The 22,770-nt window shown below is 62.1% G+C and carries 24 protein-coding genes; 3 read left to right on the forward strand and 21 right to left on the reverse strand.

Annotation, left to right across the window (positions count from 1 at the left end):
- Positions 1–93: 93 nt before the first annotated feature.
- Positions 94–1,368, reverse strand: a complete 1,275-nt coding sequence (locus AC3ITA_RS01935; protein WP_489279263.1) for an MFS transporter — start codon at positions 1,366–1,368, stop codon at positions 94–96.
- 118 nt (positions 1,369–1,486) lie between these two features.
- On the opposite strand from AC3ITA_RS01935, the gene AC3ITA_RS01940 reads away from it, so the two are divergent.
- Both AC3ITA_RS01940 and AC3ITA_RS01945 read left to right on the forward strand, forming a co-directional pair.
- Entirely contained in the window at positions 1,487–2,389 is a 903-nt protein-coding gene (locus AC3ITA_RS01940; RefSeq protein ID WP_489279264.1) for a LysR family transcriptional regulator, read from the forward strand.
- 483 nt (positions 2,390–2,872) lie between these two features.
- The gene (locus tag AC3ITA_RS01945) at positions 2,873–3,127 is read left to right on the forward strand and encodes a DUF6124 family protein (RefSeq protein ID WP_320401959.1); all 255 of its coding nucleotides are present in this window, start codon (positions 2,873–2,875) and stop codon (positions 3,125–3,127) included.
- Positions 3,128–3,266: 139 nt separating this feature from the next.
- On the opposite strand, the gene AC3ITA_RS01950 is transcribed toward AC3ITA_RS01945, so the two are convergent.
- From AC3ITA_RS01950 to AC3ITA_RS02045, 20 genes are all read right to left on the reverse strand, one after another.
- Entirely contained in the window at positions 3,267–4,493 is a 1,227-nt protein-coding gene (locus AC3ITA_RS01950; protein WP_414927876.1) for a beta-ketoacyl-ACP synthase, read from the reverse strand.
- Positions 4,493–5,221, reverse strand: coding sequence for a 3-oxoacyl-ACP reductase FabG (gene fabG, locus AC3ITA_RS01955; RefSeq protein WP_095943253.1), 729 nt, complete (start codon positions 5,219–5,221; stop codon positions 4,493–4,495). Before fabG ends, AC3ITA_RS01950 begins: the two co-directional genes overlap by 1 nt.
- Entirely contained in the window at positions 5,221–5,679 is a 459-nt protein-coding gene (locus AC3ITA_RS01960) for a hotdog family protein (protein ID WP_095943252.1), read from the reverse strand. The genes fabG and AC3ITA_RS01960 overlap by 1 nt, the downstream gene beginning before the upstream one ends.
- Positions 5,676–6,872, reverse strand: a complete 1,197-nt coding sequence (locus AC3ITA_RS01965) for a beta-ketoacyl-[acyl-carrier-protein] synthase family protein (protein ID WP_414927878.1) — start codon at positions 6,870–6,872, stop codon at positions 5,676–5,678. Before AC3ITA_RS01965 ends, AC3ITA_RS01960 begins: the two co-directional genes overlap by 4 nt.
- Positions 6,869–7,486, reverse strand: coding sequence for a hypothetical protein (locus tag AC3ITA_RS01970; RefSeq protein WP_095943250.1), 618 nt, complete (start codon positions 7,484–7,486; stop codon positions 6,869–6,871). Before AC3ITA_RS01970 ends, AC3ITA_RS01965 begins: the two co-directional genes overlap by 4 nt.
- Positions 7,486–8,211, reverse strand: a complete 726-nt coding sequence (locus AC3ITA_RS01975; protein ID WP_414927880.1) for a class I SAM-dependent methyltransferase — start codon at positions 8,209–8,211, stop codon at positions 7,486–7,488. Before AC3ITA_RS01975 ends, AC3ITA_RS01970 begins: the two co-directional genes overlap by 1 nt.
- Positions 8,208–9,455: an NAD(P)/FAD-dependent oxidoreductase gene (locus AC3ITA_RS01980; protein ID WP_095943248.1), complete on the reverse strand. Its 1,248-nt coding sequence runs from the start codon at positions 9,453–9,455 to the stop codon at positions 8,208–8,210. Before AC3ITA_RS01980 ends, AC3ITA_RS01975 begins: the two co-directional genes overlap by 4 nt.
- On the reverse strand, positions 9,442–10,602 hold the full coding sequence (locus AC3ITA_RS01985) for a sodium:proton antiporter (RefSeq protein WP_095943247.1): 1,161 nt from the start codon (positions 10,600–10,602) through the stop codon (positions 9,442–9,444). The genes AC3ITA_RS01980 and AC3ITA_RS01985 overlap by 14 nt, the downstream gene beginning before the upstream one ends.
- The gene (locus tag AC3ITA_RS01990) at positions 10,599–12,938 is read right to left on the reverse strand and encodes an MMPL family transporter (protein WP_489279267.1); all 2,340 of its coding nucleotides are present in this window, start codon (positions 12,936–12,938) and stop codon (positions 10,599–10,601) included. Before AC3ITA_RS01990 ends, AC3ITA_RS01985 begins: the two co-directional genes overlap by 4 nt.
- Complete coding sequence (locus AC3ITA_RS01995; RefSeq protein ID WP_150672338.1) at positions 12,922–13,626, reverse strand: outer membrane lipoprotein carrier protein LolA; 705 nt, start codon at positions 13,624–13,626, stop codon at positions 12,922–12,924. The genes AC3ITA_RS01990 and AC3ITA_RS01995 overlap by 17 nt, the downstream gene beginning before the upstream one ends.
- Positions 13,623–14,048 (reverse strand): acyl-CoA thioesterase, encoded by a 426-nt coding sequence (locus AC3ITA_RS02000; RefSeq protein ID WP_095943244.1) that lies wholly within the window; start codon positions 14,046–14,048, stop codon positions 13,623–13,625. The genes AC3ITA_RS01995 and AC3ITA_RS02000 overlap by 4 nt, the downstream gene beginning before the upstream one ends.
- Positions 14,041–15,585 carry an HAL/PAL/TAL family ammonia-lyase gene (locus AC3ITA_RS02005; RefSeq protein WP_489279268.1) on the reverse strand — a complete coding sequence of 515 codons (1,545 nt, stop codon included), beginning with the start codon at positions 15,583–15,585 and terminating at the stop codon, positions 14,041–14,043. The genes AC3ITA_RS02000 and AC3ITA_RS02005 overlap by 8 nt, the downstream gene beginning before the upstream one ends.
- Positions 15,566–16,507 carry a lysophospholipid acyltransferase family protein gene (locus AC3ITA_RS02010; protein ID WP_150672340.1) on the reverse strand — a complete coding sequence of 314 codons (942 nt, stop codon included), beginning with the start codon at positions 16,505–16,507 and terminating at the stop codon, positions 15,566–15,568. Before AC3ITA_RS02010 ends, AC3ITA_RS02005 begins: the two co-directional genes overlap by 20 nt.
- On the reverse strand, positions 16,504–17,238 hold the full coding sequence (locus tag AC3ITA_RS02015; RefSeq protein WP_489279270.1) for a glycosyltransferase family 2 protein: 735 nt from the start codon (positions 17,236–17,238) through the stop codon (positions 16,504–16,506). Before AC3ITA_RS02015 ends, AC3ITA_RS02010 begins: the two co-directional genes overlap by 4 nt.
- A 146-nt stretch (positions 17,239–17,384) precedes the next feature.
- Positions 17,385–19,064 (reverse strand): ApeI family dehydratase, encoded by a 1,680-nt coding sequence (locus tag AC3ITA_RS02020; protein ID WP_489279271.1) that lies wholly within the window; start codon positions 19,062–19,064, stop codon positions 17,385–17,387.
- Positions 19,061–19,606 (reverse strand): COG4648 family protein, encoded by a 546-nt coding sequence (locus AC3ITA_RS02025; protein WP_095943239.1) that lies wholly within the window; start codon positions 19,604–19,606, stop codon positions 19,061–19,063. Before AC3ITA_RS02025 ends, AC3ITA_RS02020 begins: the two co-directional genes overlap by 4 nt.
- A complete protein-coding gene (locus tag AC3ITA_RS02030; protein ID WP_007992314.1) occupies positions 19,603–19,857 on the reverse strand; it encodes an acyl carrier protein in 255 nt (84 codons plus the stop codon). Before AC3ITA_RS02030 ends, AC3ITA_RS02025 begins: the two co-directional genes overlap by 4 nt.
- A 9-nt stretch (positions 19,858–19,866) precedes the next feature.
- Positions 19,867–20,127 carry a phosphopantetheine-binding protein gene (locus AC3ITA_RS02035; protein WP_095943238.1) on the reverse strand — a complete coding sequence of 87 codons (261 nt, stop codon included), beginning with the start codon at positions 20,125–20,127 and terminating at the stop codon, positions 19,867–19,869.
- Complete coding sequence (locus tag AC3ITA_RS02040) at positions 20,108–20,917, reverse strand: lysophospholipid acyltransferase family protein (RefSeq protein WP_095943237.1); 810 nt, start codon at positions 20,915–20,917, stop codon at positions 20,108–20,110. Before AC3ITA_RS02040 ends, AC3ITA_RS02035 begins: the two co-directional genes overlap by 20 nt.
- On the reverse strand, positions 20,893–21,618 hold the full coding sequence (locus AC3ITA_RS02045) for a beta-ketoacyl synthase chain length factor (RefSeq protein WP_414927884.1): 726 nt from the start codon (positions 21,616–21,618) through the stop codon (positions 20,893–20,895). Before AC3ITA_RS02045 ends, AC3ITA_RS02040 begins: the two co-directional genes overlap by 25 nt.
- Before the next feature lie 355 nt (positions 21,619–21,973).
- On the opposite strand from AC3ITA_RS02045, the gene AC3ITA_RS02050 reads away from it, so the two are divergent.
- Entirely contained in the window at positions 21,974–22,744 is a 771-nt protein-coding gene (locus tag AC3ITA_RS02050) for a ParA family protein (RefSeq protein ID WP_150672344.1), read from the forward strand.
- Positions 22,745–22,770: the final 26 nt, after the last annotated feature.

Below are 22,770 nucleotides of genomic sequence, written 5' to 3' on the forward strand. Positions count from 1 at the left end.
CGCTCCTACAATTTCCTTATCTGAACAGCATTACGGCTTATGCCGGGCGTTTTTGTAAGAGGTTTTGGATTGTGCTCCCACAGGTTTTTGTCTTCAGGCCTTCACATCACCCAGTGGCGGCAACTTCGCCAGCTTCAACGCGACCAGCAGCGCAATCACCAGCAGCGCGCCAATGAACAACCCTATCCCGTTCCAGCCGCCCAGGTGCCAGAACACGCCGCCTGCCGTTCCGGCGATGCTCCCACCGGCGTAATAGCTGAACAGGTACAGCGACGATGCCTGCCCTTTGGCCGTGGTGGCGCGGCGGCCGATCCAGCTGCTGGCCACCGAGTGGGCGCCAAAGAAGCCGAAGGTAAAGATCAGCATGCCGATGATCACCAGCGGCAATGGCGTAAACATCGTCAAGGCCAGGCCGCCGAGCATCAGCGCGATGGTGCTCCAGAGCACTTTGCGGCGGCCGAGTCTGTCGGCCAGCGAACCGATTTTCGCTGAGCTGTAGATGCCCGACAGGTACACCACCGACAGCAACCCGACGAAGGCCTGTTCCATGTGGTACGGCGCGGCCAGCAGGCGATAGCCGATGTAGTTGAACAGCGTGACGAACGCGCCCATCAACACAAAGGCTTCCAGAAACAGCAGCGGCAGGCCGGCGTCGCGAAAGTGCATGGTGAAACCGTCGAGCAGGCTGCGCGGGTGCAGCGAGCGGGGGCGGAAGTTGCGTGATTCGGGGAGGATTTTCCAGAACACCGCTGCGGCAATCAGCGCCAGGCCACCGATCACCAGCATCGCCGTGTGCCAGCTGACGAAGTCGATCAATACCCCGGTGATCAAGCGTCCGCTCATCCCGCCAATCGCGTTGCCACCGATGTACAAGCCCATGGCGAGGCCGATGTGCTGTGGGTGGATCTCTTCGCTCAGGTAAGTCATCGCAACCGCAGCCAGACCGCTCAACGACAATCCAATCAGCGCCCGCATCAGCAGCACACCGTGCCAGCTCGGCATCATCGCACTGGCCATGGTGCACAGCGCCGCGGCGAACAGCGCGGCCACCATTACCGGTTTACGCCCGATACGGTCAGAAATCGGGCCAGTGATCAGCAGGCCGATGGCAAGCATGCCGGTGGCGATAGACAGGATCAGGCTGCTCTGCGCCGCGTTGATGGAATACTCGTCGGACAGCAGCGGCATCATCGGCTGCACGCAGTAGAGCAGGGCGAACGTCGCGAAGCCGCCGCAGAACAACGCCAGCACCGTGCGCATGAACGCCGGCGTGCCTTTTTCGATGTAGATCTCCGCCAGTTCAGTGGCGATAGCGTCCGGTGCTGCGGGAGGCACTTCATGGGCGAGAGGGGCGACAGCAGTTTTCACGTTGGACCTCGGAGGGCGCAGCCGGTCAGGCAATGAAAAAAGCATATAGCTGGCTAATGATTCAATCCAATATATTGTTCGACCTGTTTGATAGCTTTAACGACCTAATGGGGTTTCCATGGAATTGCGTCATCTGCGCTACTTCATCGCCGTCGCCGAAGAACTGCACTTCGGCCGCGCCGCACAGGTACTGGGCATCTCCCAGCCACCGCTGAGCCAGCAGATTCAGGCGCTGGAGCAGGAAGTCGGCGCGCGGCTTTTCGAACGTACCAATCGTCGGGTCGAGCTGAGCGAAGCCGGTCGGCTGTTTCTGCAAGAGGCGCGGCTGGTGCTGGCGCAGGTCGACAAAGCGGCGGATGTCGCGCGACGGGCGCAACTGGGCGAGCTGGGTGAACTGAAAATCGGCTTCACCTCGTCGGCACCCTTCAACTCGACCATTCCCCAGGCGATTTTCTCTTTCCGCCAGCGCTTCCCGGCGGTGCACCTGAACCTGCGGGAAATGAGCAGCACCCAGGTGGCCGATGCGCTGGTGGACGAGTCGATCGAGGTCGGCATCATGCGCCCGCTGGGGCTGCCGGACTGCCTCAGCGTGGTCGAGTTGATGCGCGAGCCGCTGGTCGCGGTGCTCAGTTCCAAGCACCCGCTGGTCGAGGGCAGCGATGAAGGCTTGTTTCTGTCAGCCCTGGCGCTTGAGCCCTTTGTGTTTTTTCCGCGCAGCTACGGCAGTGGCCTGTATGCGCAACTGCTCAGCCTGGCCCGGGACTCCGGCTTCAGCCCACACTTCGCCCAGGAGGCCGGAGAGGCGATGACCATCATCGGGCTGGTGGCGGCGGGGCTGGGCGTGTCGGTGCTGCCGGCGTCTTATCAGCGGATGCGTATTGACGGCGTGGTCTATCGACCTTTGCTCGATCCGGCGGCGGTGTCGGCGGTGTGGTTGGTGCAGCGTAAGGACCAGAAGTCGGCGATGGCCAAGGCGTTTGTTGAACTGCTGACGCGCAGAGTTGAACCGCTGAAGCAGTGACGGTATGAACACAATATTCCCTGTAGGAGCGAGCCTGCTCGCGATGGACTAAAAAACGCCACGTTCACCCAGGAAGCACGCGCCATCGTTGGCGACCATCGCGAGCAGGCTCGCTCCTACAGGTCAGAGTTTTCGCTGCTGCCCGTGGGACATTTCTGAACTACCCCGGATGGGCTACAGCGCCTTGCGGCGATGCCTACAACTACTCCAGAATCCGCCGGCTTGTGCGCTTTGAGGGCCATCGCTAACTTGATTCGTGTCACTGATTGTCAGTGATCGGGTTTAGTAGCCCGTGTTTTCGCTAAGTGCATTTGCGCTCCTGATAGGCAGGTATGTCTGTACCTGCCCTTGACGGTAGCTGTGCGCAGGGCGCCTTCGGGCGCGCCGGTTTGGCGAAGACCCGGTCTACTAACCTGCGTACAGCTGCCACCCTTTTGATTCGTATCTACACGGTGTCGGCTCCACTTTTCTGGGCGCTGAATCATGACCAAAAAAGCAAAACAATCGCCGGACACTCCACGCGAACCCAGCAATATCTTCTTGATCGCCCCGGATATCGATAACCACACACTCCTGGAATACGCCTGTGTGTCGCTGGCATCAGCCAATGTCATGGCGAGCGATTTCGCGAGGAGTTTGAACGGTTCGCAGAGCAACACCCTGCTGGGGATTCAGCAGTCGATCATGCTGGGGGAGCTGGCGGTGAATCGGGTGCTGGATAACCTCGATCCACCGTGATCGTCCGGGGAGACGAGAACCCTTGTGGGAGCGAGCCTGCTCGCGATGGACGTCAACGATAACGCGGGCAGCCTGAATGAACGCGTTGCCCGGGCGTTTTTCGCGAGCAGGCTCGCTCCTACAGGGGAAATATTTCAGGTTACGGCCAGCGCTTGAAAATCAGCGAAGTATTCACCCCGCCAAACGCAAAATTATTGTTCATCACGTACTGGTTGCTCATCTGCCGAAACTCGCCGCGCAGGTAGTCGAGCTTGCCGCAGTGCGGATCGACTTCGTCGAGGTTGAAGGTGTGGGCGTACAGGTCGCGGTTCATCATTTCGATGCTGAACCAGGACTCCAGCGCACCGCAAGCGCCGAGGGTGTGGCCGAGGAAGCTTTTCTGCGAGCTGATCGGCATGTGTTCGCCGAACAGGCTGCTGGTGGCCAGGGTTTCGGCGATGTCGCCCTGTTCGGTGGCGGTGCCGTGACCGTTGACGTAGCCGATGTCCGAAGGTTTCAGCCCGGCGTCTTCCAGGGCCAGTTCCATGGCCCGGCGCATGGTGATTTGTTCGGGGCGGGTGGTGTGCTGGCCGTCGGCGTTGCTGCCGAATCCGACGATCTCGGCATGGATGTGGGCACCACGGGCCAGGGCGTGTTCCAGTTCTTCGAGCACCAGCATGCCGCCGCCTTCGCCAATCACCAGGCCGTCGCGTGCACTGTCGTAAGGGCGTGGGCTGCGTTGTGGGGTGTCGTTTTTCAGACTGGTGGCGTAGAGCGCGTCAAAGACCATGGCTTCGGTCGGGCACAGCTCTTCGGCACCGCCGGCGAGCATCAGCGGCAGTCGCCCGAACTTGATCGCCTCGTAGGCATAGCCGATGCCCTGGCTGCCGCTGGTGCAGGCGCTGGAGGTGGGAATCAGGCGACCGGTGAGGCCGAAGAAGATGCTGATATTGGCCGCGGTGGTGTGCGGCATCATGCGCACGTAGGAGTTGGCGTTCAGGCCTTCGGCCACCGAGTTGAGCAGCATGTTGCCGAATGCCTTGATCTCGTCGGTGCTGCCGGTGGAGGAACCGCAGGCAACGCCCATGCGCCCGTCCTTGATCGACTCGTCGCCCAACAGGCCGGCGTCGGCCAGTGCCAGTTCCGACGCGCCGACGGCCAGCCGTGATACCCGGCCCATGCTGCGCAGTTGCTTGCGGGTCCAGTGGCTCGGCACCTTGAAGTCATCGATGGGGCCCGCCAGGCGCGTGTTGAGCTCGGTAAAACGATCCCACTCGTCCATCCGGCGGATGCCGCTGCGGTTGGCCGCGAAGTTGCCGGCGATGGTCTCCCAGTCGCTGCCCAGTGAGGTGATGCCGGCCATGCCGGTGACGACGACGCGCTTCATCAGCACAGGCCTCCGTTGACGGCCAGAACCTGCCGGGTGATGTACGAGGCTTCCGCCGACATCAGGAAATTCACCGCGCCGGCCACCTCTTCAGGGGTGCCCATGCGTTGTGCGGGGATCATTTTCATCAGTTCTTCCACCGGCACGTTTTCGTCGAGCATGGCTGTGTCGATCAGGCCGGGTGCGACACAGTTGACGGTGATTTTGCGCTTGCCCAGCTCGATCGCCAATGCCTTGGCCGCACCGATCAACCCGGCCTTGGAGGCGCTGTAGTTGACCTGGCCACGGTTGCCGATCAGCCCCGACACCGAGGTGATGCAGACAATCCGCCCGGCGGCGCGACGACGGATCATCGGCATCATCACCGGGTGCAGCACGTTGTAGAAACCGTCGAGGTTGGTGCGCATCACCACATCCCAATCCTCTTCACTCAAGGCCGGAAAGGCGCCGTCGCGGGTCAGGCCGGCATTGAGCACCACGCCGTAGTAGGCGCCGTGGGTCTCCACGTCGGCTTCGAGAATTTCCTTGCAGCGGGCGCGGTCGGACACATCGAACTGCAGGATGCGCGCACGACGGCCCAAGGCCTCGACTTCGGCCTTGACGGCTTCGGCGTCGGCCAGGCCGCTGCGGCAATGCAACACGATGTCGTGCCCGGCCTGGGCCAGGCGCAAGGCGATCGCGCGGCCGATGCCACGGCTGGAACCGGTGACCAGTACGGACTCAGTCATCACTGGACTCCTTCGGGTTCATGGAGATATTGAGCGGCCTGGGGTGGGCGGAACACGTTCAGACGAGCGGTGACGTGAATGCCGGGGGCGTTGATGTGGCATTCGAACACGCCCATGCCGTTATCGTCTTCCAGGGAGCGAACCCCGTGGATGGTCAACTCGGTACCGGCCGGAAAACGATCGACGTTGCATTCGAATTTGCGGCTACCGAGCAGGAAGCCCAATTCCACCGCATCACCGCGCTGGCGCGCATGGCAACCGGCGAAGGCGGCCACGCTCTGGGCCATCAGTTCGATGCCGACCCAGGCTGGCAGACTGCCGTCGGGGAGATTGAACAGGCCATCGGGCTTGACGGTCAGGCGTGTGTGAATCTGCTCTTCATCGAACGCCAGGATCCGGTCGATAAGGATCATGTCGCCAGCGTGGGGCAGCAGTTCGGCGAGCGGCCAGTCAATCATGGGGCGTCTCCGATAATCAGGCTGACGTTATTACCACCGAAGGCAAAGGAATTGCTCATCAGGTAGCGGGGTGCAATGGACGTCAGGCGCGTGGCCGGGGTCACCCATTGCAGCGGCGGCAGTTCGGGATCGGGCTGTCCGTCCCAGACGTGAGGCGGCAGGGCATGCCCGAAATTGTCAGGGCTCAGGCTCAACCAGCAGAACGCCGCCTCCAGCGCCCCGGCGGCACCGAGGGTGTGGCCGGTCATGGGTTTGCTCGACGAACAGGGCACGCCGGCCGGGAACAGCGTCGCCACGGCCTGGCTCTCCATGGCGTCGTTGTGCTGGGTGGCGGTGCCGTGCAGGTTCAGATAAGCGATTTGCTCCGGCTGCAGGTTGGCGCGGCCCAAGGCTTTGCGCATCGCTTGCAGGGCGCCTCGACCGGTCGGCTCCGGGGCGGAGATGTGATGCGCATCGGAACTGGCGCCGCTGCCGAGCAAGGCAATCGCTTGGCTGTCGCTAGCACGCCTGGTCATCAGGAACAGCACCGCCGCTTCGCCAATGTTAATGCCATTGCGGTTCACCGAAAACGGATTGCAGCGTTGTTCCGAGACCGCTTCCAGCGCCGAGAAACCGTTGAGGGTCAGCTTGCACAAGGTGTCGACACCGCCACACAGCACCGCGTCGCAAATGCCCAGGTCCAACAGGCGCTGGGCGCTCATCAGGGCTCGGGCGCTGGAAGTGCAGGCCGTGGAAATGACGTAGGCCGGCCCGCTCAAGTGCAGCCACTCGGCGAGGAAGTTCGCCGGTGCTCCGAGTTCCTGTTGCTGATAGTCGTACTCGGCAGGGAACTGCTTTTCACGCAGGTAATGCGCCAGGCTCTGGCTGGCCTCGTCGATACCCGAGGTGCTGGTGCCCAGCACGACACCGATGCGGTCGCGGCCGTAGGTCTGGATCGCGCTGTCGATGTCCGGGCGGACTTGCAGCGTGGCCTCCAGCAACAACTGATTGTTGCGACTGTGATGGCGCGACATGTCGGCAGGAAGGGTTGCCAGTTTGCCCTGGACCGCACCGACCGGCAGCGTGCGTTGCTGCACCCAACCGGCTTGTTCGCGCATGCCGCCGCAGTCGCCGGCAAACAGGTTGCAGGCAACTTCCTGCTTGTCGCGGCCCAGCGCACAGACCAGGCCGAGAGCGTTGAGGTAAACCGTCATGGCGATTCACCGCTCAAGGGGGTGACTTGATAGGCTGGACCATTTGGAAGCTTCAATTCAAAATTCTGCGGTTGTGCGTAGCGGATATCCCAGCGCTCTGGCAGGGAGCGTTGTCTGCCGTGCTGCCAGGCGCCGGGATAGTTGGCCGCCAGTTCATCTTGCGGCGTCAGCGCAAACAGCAGCGCCGCGAACAGCTCCCGGGCTTGTGGATTGGGCGGCAGGAGACCATCGGCCTCCCAGGTTTTATCGATCAATTTCTGGCGGGCCTGGGGAATGCCCAACAGGTCCATCATCGACCAGCGAATACCCACCTCTTCACGCTGGATCACCAGCACCCAGTCCTGGCGGTCGTCGGGCTGTAAGAGCTGGATGTGCAGTTGCAGCGGCAATGGCAGATCCGGATTTTGCTCGGGCAGCGGTGCCCGGCCGGCGCAGGCGCTCAGCAGCAGGGTTGCAGCGACCAACACAAATCGCATAGCACCGATAACCCCTGTAGGAGCGAGCCTGCTCGCGATGGCGGCTTTATAGTCGACATCCATTTTGACTGACCCACCGCTATCGCGAGCAGGCTCGCTCCTACAGGTTGTGCAGTTCAAGTGACGGGTAATGAACATCACACGGATCCTTCAAAAGGTTTGCGCGCCACCACATTGACCAGGGTTTCTTCCCGCTGGCCAAAGGGTTTTGGCTTGCACACACCCAAGTGTTCGAGCAGGCCGAAATCCTTGGCGCGACTCCACCACAGGTACGGATAAGACACGTTTTGCGCGGTAAATTCGAAACCCTGCCGGTGAATCATTTGCAGGTACTGCGCAGCGCTTTTCTGCACGTGCATCGGGTGGCGGAACAACCAGCGGATCACCCAGGTATCAATGTAAGCCTCGGTGGATTCGGCGAACAGCAGATAACCGCCGGGTTTGAGTACACGGTAGAACTCGGCCAGTGCCTGTTCCTGCTCCACCAGATGATGGAAGGTCTGGTGACAGAACAGCAGGTCGATACTGGCATCCGGCAGGTTCAGGCTGGCGCAGTCGCCGCCGATCAACTCCACTTCCATGCCCTGGCGGGCCGCTTCTGCGCGGCTTTGGTCCAGGCTCTGGGGGTCAGCATCGACGCCAATCAGGCGACCGGGCGCAAAGGCCTGGCGCAGCAGCGGGAATGACTTGCCCTGGCCGCAACCGGCATCCAGCAGCACCGGGCTGCCAGGCAGCGCTTCGCTGAACAGGTTGCGCAAATCGTCGATCGCCAGCCGCAGCACATAGTGTTGCCAGATCTGGCTGCGCAGGAACCACAACCCGAAACGGGTTTCTTCGACGTAGTGGTCGCTCAAGAAGTTCATGACGCATCCTTCGCACAGAACTCCGATATCACCTTCAACCGGCGCCTGGCTTCACTGACGAACGGGTTGCTTTGATCCCAGGCATATCCGGCAAGTATGGAGCTGATCATCCCGCGGATTTCCTTTGAGCTGCCCTCATGGAAAATCACGTCCTGGAAGGTCCCGGCGTACCAGCCTTCGACATAGCAACGGAAGGTGTCGACGCCGCGCTTGAGCGGTTCGGCGAACTCGGTTTGCCAGTCGACGGCTTCGCCTTGCAACTGACGGTGCAAGACCCCGGCGGCCATGCTTGCCGAACGCATGGCGATGGTCACGCCGGAGGAAAACACCGGGTCGAGGAATTCCGCGGCATTGCCCAGCAGCGCGAAGCCAGGGCCATGCAGGGTTTTGACGTTGGCCGAGTAACCGCCAATGGTTCGGGCCTCGGTGTCCCACTGCGCATTTAGCAACACGCTGGCCAGGCTTGGCGTCTCGGCGATAAAGCTGCGCAGGCACTCATCCAGATTGTCGCTGCGGCCGGCAAAACGTTCCTCGGCGGCGACCACGCCGACCGAGCAACGCCCGTTGCTGAACGGGATGGTCCAGAACCACACGTCACGCTGGGTCGGATGAGTGGTCACGAGGATCTTGCTGCGGTCGAAGGTCGGGAGGTCGATACGGTCTTCGACGTGAGTGAACACGGCCTGACGCACCGGGAAGTTCGACGGCGCCTCGAGGTCGAGCAAGCGCGGCAGCACACGGCCGTAACCACTGGCATCGAGCAGGAAACCGGCCTCGATACGGTACTCGCTACCGTCTTCGCGGCGCACGCCGAGTTGCGGTTTTACCGGGTCAATGTCGACGCTGACGATGGTCTCGCCATAGCGGATCTCCACGCCCTGCAGCGCGGCCTGATCGGCCAGCAGTTTGTCGAAATCGGCGCGCTGGACCTGAAAGGTCGTCGATTTGCCGTCGCTGAACGTCTCGCCGAAATCAAACGCGCTGTAGCGCTCGCCCCAGGCAAACGCGGCACCGGTTTTCACCTGGAATCCGGCCACGTTGACGGCGTCGAGCATGCCCGCTTCCTCGACGAAGTCCAGGCAATGGGCCAACAGGCTTTCACCGATGGAAAACCGTGGGAAATGCTGGCGCTCGATCACCAGCACATCGTGTCCCTTGCGCTTGAGCAGCGCGGCGGCGATGGCACCGGATGGACCGGCGCCGATGACCACGACCTGGCGACATTCCATTTCAGCGGTTGGCATGGGAGCTCCTTGCAGGGACAGCGGCTTTCAGGGGGATTCGATGCATGCCGGTCAGGGCTGGCAGCAGTGTGGCGATCAGGCCCATGAGCATCAGGGCAAAGTACAGCGGCGGACTGATGAGTTGCTGTTGCAGCAGCAGGTTGAGAAAAACGATCTCGCTCAAGCCGCGGATGTTCAGCAGCACGCTTTCCCGCCAGCGGCTGGCGCCCTGGAACGAGGCCCCGGCCCAACCGAGGCCGAGCCAGTTACCCAGCAGTTTGCTCAGCATCGGCAACAGCAGCAGGGCGAGCAGTTGCACCCAGCCGAGGCTGTCTATCGCGCTGTGCACGTTGATCTGCACGATGCCGAACGTGAGGATCAACGGGATGGCGATGTATGTCTGCAAGCGACCCATCCACACGGCCGGTAGCGGCAGGACCAGTGGGGCTTTCAGAGCGGCCATGATCAACACATAGCCGATGCCGAAAATCAGCGCATTGAGCTTGAAGTGTTCGGCGACGACCAGCAGGGCGAAAAAGCTCAGGCTGTAGAGCCATGTCTGGCGCAAGCCGAGCAACCGCAGCAGCACCGGCAGGCACGCGCCGGCCAGCGGCAGCAACAGGCTGCTCAAGTGCAGGCTGCCCTGGGCGATGCCGAACAGCGTCCAGCAGGCGAGGTCGATGAGGATCGCGGTCTGCACCAGTCGCCGGGTGGCGGCGGGTGGGTAATCGATGTGCCGCAGGTACAGGTACAACACCGGGATCGCGGTGATGGCGAACAACAGGCCGACGGCCAGCGAGCTGATCCACGGTTGCGGCGGTAACAACCAGACCGCCGTGGCCAGGCCGCAGGCAAACGGAATGCAAAAGCTGGGCAGGGCGATTTTCAGGCTTTGGCGATCCAGTTGCAGGTCGATCACATCGCTGAGGATGTAGCCCAGCAACAGGGCAAAGCTCAGGCTGTAGAGGTTCTTCAGCCAGCCCGGTGACACCAGCAGCGCACCGCTTAACTGCCATTGGGGCTCGATCCAGAAATACATCAACAGCGGCAAGCCGAGGGTCGCCAGCAACAACTGGCTGACGATGGGAATCAGGCCGAAATGCCGGCCAACACGAGTCGCCACGGCGAACAACACCAGCGCCATCGCCCAGAACAGAACGACCATCATGTTGCCCGCTCCACGGCCGTGGGCTCATGCACCTGGCGACCGGCCCACGGCGCGAGCAGGAAGCTGAAGATCAGGCCCAGGCTCACCGACAGTCCGAAGCTGCTCACCGCCGGAGTACTCGACACCGCCAGCAGGCCGAACGACAGCCAGGTGGTCAACGCCGCCAGCAAAGTACCCAGCAGGCTCACGGCCGCGCCGCCGACCTGTTCGCGCATCAGGATCGCGTAATCGACACTGATCGCCGTCACCAGCAGCAGGCCGAACAGGCTGAACAGGGTCAGCGGCTGCCCCAGCCAGCCGAGGCTGGCCAGGCTGCATAACGCCGCCAGCAGGGGCAGGGACACGATACGCAACGCGCCGCCGAGGCCGAATGGCAGGATCAGCACCAGCACGATCAACACGCAGGAGGCGAGTTTCAGTTCTGCGGCACTGATTTGGGTGGCCGCGAAGACATTGTTCAATTCACCCAGTCGATCCACCAGTGTCACGCCGGGTAAATCCTCACCCTGGAGCCGCAGCAGGGCCGGGTTGTTGATGCCTTGCAGGCTGACCATCGCCGCCACGCCGTCATCGGTCGGCCCCAGCCACAGGGGCCGGTAGGGTTCTGCCAACGGGCCGCTGAGCGCAGCGTCAATGTCCACGGTCGGCAGTGCCTGCAGCTTCGTCAGCTCGGCCTGCAGCGCCTCGGCCGGTACGCCGATGTCGAGCAACGGCCGCCAGAACGAAGGCAGTTTGCTCAACGCTTCGCGCACCTGTAGCTGTTCGTTCGGCGGGCTGACCAGTTGATTGAGCGACAGATAACCCTGGAGCTTTTCCAGGCCAATCAATTGATCCAGCCGTTCTCTCAGAGCGGTCTGACGTTCGAGCAGTTGCTGCTGATTGGCGGCGCGTATCAGAAAGAACTGGCTGGTGGGTTGATAGCCCGTGATCCGGGCAATGGCCTGGGCTTCGTCGGTCAATTGTTGCGGTGCGCTGATCCACTGACGGATGTCGTTTTTGCTGCCCAGCTGCAACAGGCCGCCCAGGCAAAAGACGATCAGCAACGCCAACAAGACTGGTGTTTTCAACTGTTTGAGCAGTGCTTCACGACAGCCCAGCAATAGCTCGCAAACGCGCAATGGCCATTGCGCCGGGCGAAGGTCTACGCCCTTGAGCAATGCCGGCAGCAGACACACGGCGGACAAATAGGCACCGAGCAAACCGGCGGCAGAGAACGCGGCAATCTGGGTCAGCGCCGGGAAGGGTGTCCAGGCCAAGGCCAGGTAACCGATGCCGCTGGTGATCAGGCTCAGGGTCAAACCGGGCAAGGTCAGGCGCAGGGCAGGCCAGCTGTGCCAGGGTTTCAGGCTCCAGCTTTTGGACAGGTAATGCAGCGGGTAATCGACCGCAACACCGATCAGGCTCGAACCCAGCACCAGGGTCATCACGTGCATATGGCCGAATAACGCCACGCAGGCCACCGCGCCGAAGATCATGCCCACCAGCACCGGCACGAACGCCAGCAAGACGCGCCAGCGCCGGAAGGCCAACAGCAGCAGCAACAAAATCCCCACGGTGGCACCGCCACCGACCCAGGTCATCTCCCGGGCGGCCTGCTGTTGCCCGCTGGCTGCGTACAACAGGCCGCTGGCGGCGAGTAGTTGCACGTCGTGTCGGGCGGCTTCTTCGCGGCTGTGTTCGAGCAGGTCGGCCACTTGCAGCGGCAGGTCCATGTCGAAGGCGTTGCCGGTGGTGCGCGCGCGCAACAGCACCCAGCTCTTGCCGTCGGCATCGGCGACCAGGGCGCCGCTGCCGATGTCCAGTTGCACCGAACCGCGTTGCGGCTGGCTGTTCTGGATGCGCCCGGTCAGGCCCAGCCAGTCGTCCTGGCTCGGCACCAGGCTGTAACCGTTGAACGGGTCGAACAACGCCTGCACCCGTTGCTGGATAAAGGTGTCGGGGTGCTCGATCAATAGTTGTCGATCCGCCGCCTGGAGCATCGCCAGGCGACCTTGCAGCAACTGCGTGCGCAGTGCCGGCAAGTCGGCTTGCAGGGTCCACTGGACCTTTTCGAACAAGCCGCTGGCCTGCCATTGCTCGCCGAGTGTCTGCGCCATGGCGACGGCCTGCTGACGATCGCTGTGGCCGACCAGCACCAGCATTTCGCGGTTCAGCGGCTCTTGCATGCGTTGTTCTGCGCGCAGTTCCAAGGCATCGGGCGCCGTGCCGGGCACCAGGTCCATCAGGTTGGCCGATAGCGGCGCGGCGCCACGCCATTGCCAACCGGCGAGCGCCAGTACTGCCAGCAGCAGGATCAGAAACAGCCGGGGCAACCACCGTTCACTCGGCAAAGTCATGCTGCTCCGCGTCGCTCAACGGCTGGGCGCTGGTGCTGTCCTGCATGCGCAACAACGTACTGTCGCCCTGGGTCTCGAGCAGTTCGATGCTGTGCACCAGTTCTGCGCCGGTAATGTTGATCTGGTTGAACACCTGCTTGAGCAGCATCGAGCGCGGCAGCAGCGTGAGCTTCCAGTTCTGCGCGTCGCCGCTCAGGGACAACTCGAAATCCCGTTGCAGGCCACTGCTGTCGCCTTGCAGCACGGCGAGGAACAAACGGTTCTGCTCGGCACCGGCGCTTTTGCCCGGCAGCATTTGCCACACAATGCCGTCACGCCGGGCAATGCCTTTGGCGGTGATGCGATAGTCCTGTTGCAGTGGTGTTTTCAGCAACCACAACAGGCCGTGGTTTTTCGCCAGCACGAACGAGCCCTTGCTGGTCAGCGGTTGGGGCAGGGCGCGCAGGTGTTTTTCCTGGATGAAATGGCCGTGGATCACCTCGGGCCGGGCCAGTTGATCGCTGAGTTGTTGCAGGTCAAAGGCTTGGGCCAGTCCAGGAATGCCCAGTAACACGCAGAACACTGTAGGAGCGAGCTTGCTCGCGAAAAACCTGAGAGCACCGCGGGGTGTCAGGTTCCCAGTGTCATCGTTAACGACCATCGCGAGCAAGCTCGCTCCTACAGGGGAGCGGGGGACGCAGAACCTCATGGCAGGGCCTTCTCTACCGCATCGGTGAAGACCTTCGGCGAAGCCAGTTGCATCTCGCGATTGCTCATGTCGACCGCGACCTGCACGGAGACAGCGCGGGTCAAGCGCTCACCGGTTTGCAGGTCGCTGATCAGGTAATTGATCTTCAAACGGTTCTCCCACTCCACCAGGTTGGCGCGCACGTTGAGTGTCTGACCGAACACCGCACCGCGCACGTAGCGCAATTGCAGGTCGATCACCGGCCACGCATAACCTGATTCGTTCATCGCCGTGTAGTTGTGGCCGATCTTGTCCAGCAGCGCACAGCGGGCCACCTCCAGGTATTTGACGTAATGGCCGTGCCAGACCACGTGCATGCTGTCGACGTCAAAGAACGGTACGACGATTTCCGTGTCGGTGTAGAGAAATCCCTTGCTACGCATGCAGCCTCCAGTGTTGTTCGGCGATGCGATGCAGGCACAGGCGCAATTCGCCTTCCAGCGCGCGGTCTTCGATGACCGGCGGGAAGTCCTTGGCCAGAGCTTGATGCATGGCGGCCAAAGCGGGTGGCAATGGTCGTGCATCTTCGGCCTGGCCGCGCAGCCAGACGCCCTGATTGGCCGCCAGCAGCGTAGCGGCCGCTACCTGTTCGGTGAGTTCCAGCACGCGGATCGCATCCCGGGCGGCGATGGTGCCCATGCTCACTTTGTCCTGGTTGTGGCATTCGGTGGAGCGCGAGAAGACGCTGGCCGGCATGGTGTTCTTCAGGGCTTCGGCAGTCCAGGCGCTGGTGCCGATCTGCACCGCCTTGAAGCCGTGGTTGAGCATGGCGCGGTCGGCCGTGGCGCCGGACAGGTTGCTCGGCAAGCCATGGTTGTAGCGCTCGTCCACCAGCAGCGCGAGTTGCCGATCCAGCAGGTCGGCGACGTTGGCCACGAGGTTTTTCAGGCTGTCCATGGCGAAGGCGATGTGGCCGCCGTAGAAGTGCCCACCGTGCAGCACGCGCTCGGCTTCGGCGTCGATGATCGGGTTGTCGTTGGCGCTGTTGAGCTCGATCTCGATGAACGAACGCAGCCAGTTCAGGCTGTCGGCCAGTACGCCCAGCACATGGGGTGCGCAGCGCAGGGAATAGCGATCTTGCAGGCGATGCAGGGGAGCGGTCGGCGCGTCGATGGCCAGATCCTGGCGCAACCACGCGGCGACCTGCATCTGCCCCGGATGTGGTTTGGCGGCGAACAGGCGCTCGTCGAAGTGCTCCGGGTTGCCTTGCAGGGCGACCACGTTCAGCGCGGTGATGCGCGTGGCCAGATGCAGCAGATAATCGGCGCGGGCGTAGGCCAGGCAGGCCAGACCAGTCATCACTGCGGTGCCGTTCATCAATGCCAGGGCTTCTTTCGGACGCAGCACCAGCGGCTGCCAGCCGAGTTCGCGGTGCACATCGGCAGCCTGCCGGCGCTCGCCGCGGAACATCACCTCGCGTTCGCCGGACAGCGTGGCGGCCACGTACGAAAGCGGCGTCAGGTCACCACTGGCGCCCACGGAACCTTCTTCCGGAATCAGCGGCAGGATGTCGTGTTCAAGAAACGCCTGCAGGCGCTCCAGCAACTCCACACGCACCCCGGAAACCCCGTGGCACAACGACTGCAAACGCGCGGCCAATACCGCGCGGGTGGCCTGGGCGTCGAGCAGTTTGCCCAGGCCGCAGCCGTGGAAAGTGAACAGATGACGGGGCAGCGCCTCGACGTGATGCAGCGGCACCGCGACCACGCAGGAATCGCCGTAACCGGTGGTCACGCCGTAGATCACGCCTTCCTTGTCCAGCAGCGAGTCGAGAAAACGCGCACCCTTGGCGATGCGCTCGCGGTAGGCTGGATCGCTTTGCAACTGCGTCGGCACTTTGCGGTTGGCCAGTGCCAGCACGTCTTCAATGCGCAAAGGGCGTTCGCCGAAGGTTACCGGCTCAAGCGTTGGCGTCGTCATCGGTCTTCCAGAAAGGGTAAAAGTTGAACCATTGTTGGGGCGCTTCGAGGCAATAGTGACCCAAGCGTTCGGCGTAGCGGGAGGCCCACTGATGAATGACCTGTTCGCGGTCGCTGCGCTTCCAGGTGATTGCCTCGGCGAACGGCTCAATGGTCAGTCGATAATCGCCGTCGGGCTTTTTCAGGCACAACAGCAGGTTGACCGGGCATTTCAGCAGGCCGGCCAGCAGCCACGGGCCTTGGGGGAATCTGGCCGGATGACCGAGGAAGTCCACGGTCGCGCAGCGTCCGCCATGCAACGGCACGCGGTCGCCGGCGATCGCCAGCCACTCGCCGCGTTCCAGGCGTTCACTCAGTTGCAGCATGATCCCGGGGTCGAGCTCGCTGACCTGGATCAGGCGCAAATTGGTCGCCCCGGCTTCGCCCAGCAAACGGTTGAACTGTTCGGCGTGCTTGGTGTGCACCAGCACGTTCATCGTGACTTTCTCGCCGATCTCCGCCAGTGCGCGGCAGACTTCCAGATTGCCCAGGTGCGCGCCCACCAGCATCTGCCCGCGGGCACCGCGCAACTGGTCACGCAGCAGCGCCGGGTCGATGATTTCGATTTGTTCGATGCTCAACTTGCCGTTCCAGACGTCGAGTTTGTCGAGCATGGAATCGGCGAAGGCCATGAACTGGCCGAATACCCGCCAATGGCTCGGACGCAATTTACTGCGACCGCTCCAGTCGGCCAGGCGTTGCTGGTATTGCCAGGCACTGTGTCGAGCGCTGCGGCCGAACAGGAAAAAGTACAGAACGATGCCATACAGCACCGGGCTCAGTACTCGACGGCCCAGCACTTTGGCGCCGAACGCGGTGAGCTTCATCAGCCAGAAACTGCCCCGCTCCTGGCGGTCGGCCCAGTGTTGCTTGTCTGCGCTCATGCCCGCCACCGTCGCCAGAGGATCATGGGCGAGCGCAGCAACATGCCGAAAAACAGCCGCGTGTGCATGCTGGAAATCAGCACGTTGTCGTGGAACATCCGAAAATGCGAAACGCCGTCCAGCGGGTAGTGGACTTTGGTTTGCAGCCACAACATCGGCTGATTGCGCCAGGCCAGGCGCACCAGGATGTCCGAGTCGAAGTCCATGCGCTTGCCGATTTTCGCTGACTCGATCAGCGCCAGGACCGGCGCCAATGGGTAAACCCGGAAGCCGCACATGGAGTCGCGAATCTGCAGCGACAGGGTGTTGATCCAGACCATGACGTGAGTCAGGTAGCGCGCATACAAACGGCCTTTCGGCACGCTGGCGTCATATTGCGGATAGCCGCAAATCACCGCCCGAGGATGGCGGCGAGATTGTTCGATGAAGCGTTGGACGTCCTGCAAATCGTGCTGGCCATCGGCATCCACCTGCAAGGCATGGCTGAAACCCAGGCGCGAAGCTTCGCGCAAGCCGGTCATGACCGCGCCACCCTTGCCCTGGTTTTCGGCCAGGCGGATCAGGTAAACCATGTCACGCTGGGCCAGGCGATCCAGCACCCGGGCGCAGCGCGGGCTGCTGGCATCGTCCACCAGGATGCACGGCAGATGGCTGGCGATCAGCGCATCGACCACCGTGGTAATGGCTGTTTCGTGGTTGTACACCGGGATGATGGCGCAGGGGCTATGCATGTTGGTTCACCTCTGTGGGACCGAGGTGTCTGCATCGCGAGCAGGCTCGCTCCCACATGGGGTTCGCGGCGTTCACAAATCCAGTGTGGGAGCGACGGTGCGACGATTCGACCTGCTCGCGATTGAGTGCGCAGCACTCACCCAGCTTATACATGCGCCGCCTCCAGCAAGATCCGCCCGCTGGAGCAGGTGGCGGTTTCATTGCGATAGGCGAAATACAATTTGCCGCGCGCCGAGTCGAAGCGCAGGTGCAGCTGGATTTCATCCCCCGGGCGCACCAGTTGCTGGAATTTCAAGACTTCCATGCCGGCGAATTTTTCCGGCAGGTTCATCAGTTGCCGACCCAGGCTCAGTGCCCAGTCCACCTGCACCACGCCAGGCAACACCGGCGCCTTGGGGAAATGACCGCTGAAATAGGCCAGGTCCGGTGGCACGGCCAATTGCAGGCTCCACTCGCCATTGCTTTCGACTTGCTCCAGCACCTCGGGCGCTTTGGGGCGCGCCGCCAACAGCAGGGCGTCGACGTTGGCCTGGGGCAGTTTGCCCTGAGCGTTCAGCGGCAGTTGTCGCAGCAGGCGCCAGCGTCTTGGCAGGGCCAGCGCTTCGCAGTGTTGGCTCAGGTGCTGGCGCAATTGCTCGGTGAGGCTGCGTCGACCCTGATTGCGCAGCACATGCAAACCGGCCTCGCTCAGCACCAACAACGCCCCCAGGGAGGCGCGGTTTTCTTGTACCACGCCGAGCCGCGCTTCGATGACCCATTCATGGGCTGCCAGCGCCTGTTCCAGCATCGGCAGCGAGATGCGTTTTTCTTCCAGCTTGACGATACGGTCCAGTCGCCCAAGCAACTCGAAGCGACCATCGACGGCGAAGCGCACAGCATCGGCAGTGTGTTCGACATGGCCATTGGGTAAATACGGCGAAGCGATCAGCAGTGCACCGTCACTGTCCTGGGTCAGCGTGACATCGGCAAAGGGCTGCCAGAGTTCCGCGTCCTGACGCCAGGCGATGCCGCCGGTTTCCGAACTGCCAAAGATTTCCGTTGGCCATTGCCCCAGACGCCCATGCAGGCTCTGTGCGGCCTCGACCGGCAGTGCGCCGCCGGAGGAAAACACCCGGCGTACCGCGCTCAAGGCAGGCCAGTCGAGGTTGTCGCCCATGCGCTTGAGCAACGCCGGGCTGGCCACCCAGGCGAAGGCCGGGTGTTCGCGGCTGGCGCGTTGCAGGTCTTCCGGAAAAGCCAGTTGCCGACGTACGAACGGGCGCCCGGCGCACAGCGGCCACAGCACCCGAAACAACAGGCCGTAGATGTGCTGGGTGGCGACGCTGCCAATGATGCACGCCGGGCCCAGGTCTGCGCCCCACAGCTGTTCCAGGGCTTCGACTTCATTGGCCAGTTGGCGCAGGTTTTTTTCGATGCGCTTGGGCTCGCCACTGGAGCCGGATGTGCACAGGCTGAGTCGGCAGTTATCCAGGTCCAGTGCGGCGGCACTCAGTGGCGGATGACGAAACTCGCTCAGGTGTGCATCATCGGGCTGATCGCTCAGCCACAGATCGACTTCACCTGACCAGCGTTGGCGGGTCTGGGGTTGCAGGTCGGACGGCAGCAGCACACTGACCCCGGCACGCCAGGCGCCGAACAGGGCAATCGCCAGGTCGGCGGCATCCTCAAGGTGCACGGCCATCTGCCGCACTCCCCGGGCTTGCAGGCCGGCGGCCAGGCGCAGCGCCTGCTCGCACAGTCGGGCGTGATCCAGTGCCGGGGCGGTCGTTACGGCCCGCTCAGGCTGAGCCTTGAGCAGCAGATGCTCAAGTTTTATCCAATTCATGGGCGGCCTCGTACCCTTTGTCGTATGAGCCATTCAATGGCAAACATCAGGCCTATCAATCCGTAGGAAATCAGGCCGGTGTACAGCGTCCACCAGCTCAGCGGCGCCCAGAGGGTCAGGGCGGCGGCACACAAACCGTTGCATAGAAAAAAAACACTCCAGGCGATGGTCACCTGGCGGGTGTAGCGAATGCCCTCGGCCGGCAATTGCGGCTCGCGTACCCGGGCCAGGCGTTCGACTATCGGTGGGCCGAATGTCAGGCTCGATCCGAACAGCGCCAGCATGAAGCTGCTGATCAACACCGGATACCAGCGCAACAGCGCCGGGCTGTCGAACAGTGCCAGCAACAGACAGAACACAATGGCCACCGTGGCCATCCACAGGCTGCCAGGCCGTCGTTTGCCAGTCAGCGCCCGGGCCAGCCACAGTCCGCCCAGCAGCAGCCCGAACTGCCACGGGGCGAAATGCTCCATGCCGAAATACACCGCAAAGGGATACAAAAGGCCTGCCAGCAGCAGGCCGAGGCCAATCAGTCGATTCATGCGGCCGGTTGAACCAGACGGTAGACCGCCTCGACCACGTCACTGACGGTACGCACCGATTTGAATTCTTCGGCGGCGATTTTCTTGCCGGTCTGGCGTTTGATGTGGTCAATCAGGTCGACCGCATCGATGCTGTCGATTTCCAGGTCCTGATACAGGTTGGATTCCAGGCTCACACGCTCGGGGTCCAGTTCGAAGAGTTCGACCAGGGCATCGCGCAGGGTGTTGAAGATGTCGTCACGAGTTTGCATGGTCCGGTCTCAAGCTGCCTGTTTTGCAGTGACGAAGGCCGCAAGGCTCGCCACGTTACTGAAGTGATTACGTGTGTCCTTGGCATCGGCGTCGATTTTGATGCCGTACTTTTTCTGGATGGCCAGGCCCAGTTCCAGGGCGTCCACCGAGTCCAGGCCCAGGCCTTCGCCGAACAGGGTCTGCTCGTTGCCGATGTCTTCGGCACTGATGTCTTCGAGGCCAAGGGCGTCGATGATAAGCATTTTGATATCACGGTGCAGATCGCTCATCTTCGGCGAGCTCCTTAATAAAGTAAGAATGTAGATAATCGTTGAGCTTGCGCGAGGCCTGCGGAGCCGGCCCCTGCGTGGCGAAGGTCTGTGGGTCTATATCGGCCCCGACCCGGAAACTGAAGTGCACGCGCCGCTTGGGGATGCGATACCAGGGCTCGGCCTTGGTCAATGTGGTCGGGCTGACCTTGATAATGACCGGGGTGAGGATTTTCGCACCACGCAGGGCGATTGCCGCGCCGCCCCGATGAAAGGCCGGCGGCTGGCCGGGTTGGGTGCGCGTACCTTCCGGGAAAATGATCAGGGTCTGGCCGTCTTTCAGCGCGTCGGCAGCGGCGTCGAGCATGTCCATGCTGCCGTCGTTGCTGATGTATTCGGTGCAGCGCAGGGGACCGCGGGTGAAGGGGTTTTCCCAGAGGCTTTGCTTGACCACACAGTTGGCGTGACGCACCAGGCCGATCAGAAAGACCACGTCGATCAGCGAAGGGTGATTGGCAATGATCATTTGCCCGGGACGACCGAGCTTTTCCGCGCCTTCAATGCTGTAGGTCAGCACCCCGGTACGGGCCATGAAACGCACAAAAATCCAGAAACAGCGGCTGACCGTTTGCCGGGCCCGCAGCCGATGGGTTCGGGCATCGCCCGGCAGGCCGTTCAGCACAGGGAAAATCACCAGGCGCAGGCACAGGCCGCCCAACCCGAACAGGGCAAAGCTCGCGGCGGTGGCCAGCAAGCGCCAGTAGTAGGCGTCGCGGTTTTTCTCGGTCACGGGTTGCGTTGCCAGGTCCATACACGATTTTTCCAGGCATGTTGGCAGGTGGTTTGCTGGCCGAGCAGCGCACACAACAGATTAAGCGCGTGGGGCCAGCGGGATTTGGACAACGCATCCGAGGAGCTGTTCAGGGACAACCGCCAGTCGGTGCCGGGTGTGATCAGCAGGCCGACGGCATACGGGAACGGCACGTCGTCGATCCAGGTCGAGTAAGCCTCGGGCGGCCGCTCTTCGGTGACCACCAGCAGTACCGCGCCGGCGCCTTCAGCCAGCAGCGCGGCAGCTTCGAGCATGCCATGTTCCAGGCCATCGCCTGCGGCGGCCAGGGCGGTCATTTCGCTGGTTTCACCCCGCATGATCGACCACAAGCCAATGATTGCGTTATGCACCGACAAGCTGAACCGGGTTGGCGACAGCGGCTGATCGGTGGCCAGATCGCTGAGAATCTCGACCGTGCGGGGCGTTTCGCCGTGACGGGAAACAAAGACCAATGGCAGATCCTGCCGACCTTCGGCCAATGGCCAGCCGACACTGAATGCCATGCGCGCCAGACGGCTGAGCCGCCGACGCTGCATGGCCGGCAGAAAGGAAACGTCGGGAGCGGCATCGCTGTCCGGCAGCACGACCGGTTGTCGGCACCAGGCCTGCCAGTCATTCACGCTATCAAGCCCCGGGCCCCAGGCGCGCCATTGGGCGATGTTGAAGTTGATCACAGACATTCATCCCACCCTCACGGGCTTACTTGACGCTGGGAGTGGCCGAGAGCCGGGACTTACCCTGCGTGGCGTTTGGCGCCGAGTGGCGCGCATTATCCCGGTGCCGGGAACGTGTAGCAAATGCTGGTTACATTTTGCTCAGCAAGTTGGAGTGACCGGCTTGAAAAAATTGAATGATTGGTAATTATTCACAAAATTTTTACCCCGTTTGTCGGTTCTTGCGTCGAGCCGCCGGGCCATTCAGGGTCTTTCGTGCAAGAGAAAGCAACTGACTGTGTAGTCCTTGCACTAGTGAGGTAGCGTAGCCATACCGTGGACCACTACACTCGGTCATTCTTTGATACACGGAGGTTTTGACATGCGGCGCGTGGTGTTCAATCAGAAAGGTGGCGTTGGCAAATCCAGCATTGCCTGCAATCTGGCGGCGGTCAGTGCCAGCGAGGGTTTTCGCACCTTGTTGGTGGATCTCGATGCCCAGGCCAACTCCACTCAGTACCTGACGGGGCTCACAGGCAGCGACATTCCGATGGGCATCGCCGATTTCTTCAAGCAGACGCTGTCTTCCGGACCGTTCTCCAAAAAGAATCAGGTCGACATCTACGAAACCCCGTTCGATAACCTCCACGTCATTACTGCCACCGCCGAGCTGGCAGACTTGCAGCCAAAGCTTGAAGCCAAGCACAAGATCAACAAACTGCGTAAGTTGCTGGAAGAGCTGAGCGAAGACTACGACCGGATTTACCTTGATACTCCGCCGGCGTTGAACTTTTATGCGGTTTCTGCGCTGATTGCCGCTGATCGTGTGTTGATCCCCTTCGATTGCGACAGTTTTTCACGCCAGGCCCTGTACGGCCTGATGGCGGAAATCGACGAGTTGAGGGATGACCATAACGAAGGCCTGGAAGTCGAAGGCATCGTCGTCAACCAGTTCCAGGCCCGCGCCAGCCTGCCTCAGCAAATCCTCGATGAGCTGATCGCCGAAGGCCTGCCGGTGTTGCCGGTGTACCTGGCCAGCTCGGTACGCATGCGCGAATCCCACCAGGCCAATACGCCGCTGATCCATCTCGATCCACGGCACAAGCTGACGCAGCAATTCGTTGAGCTGCACAACCTGCTGGAAAACGCCTGATCCTGGCTGGCTACATAGAAATACTG

This window comes from Pseudomonas sp. GL_090, assembly GCF_057837765.1.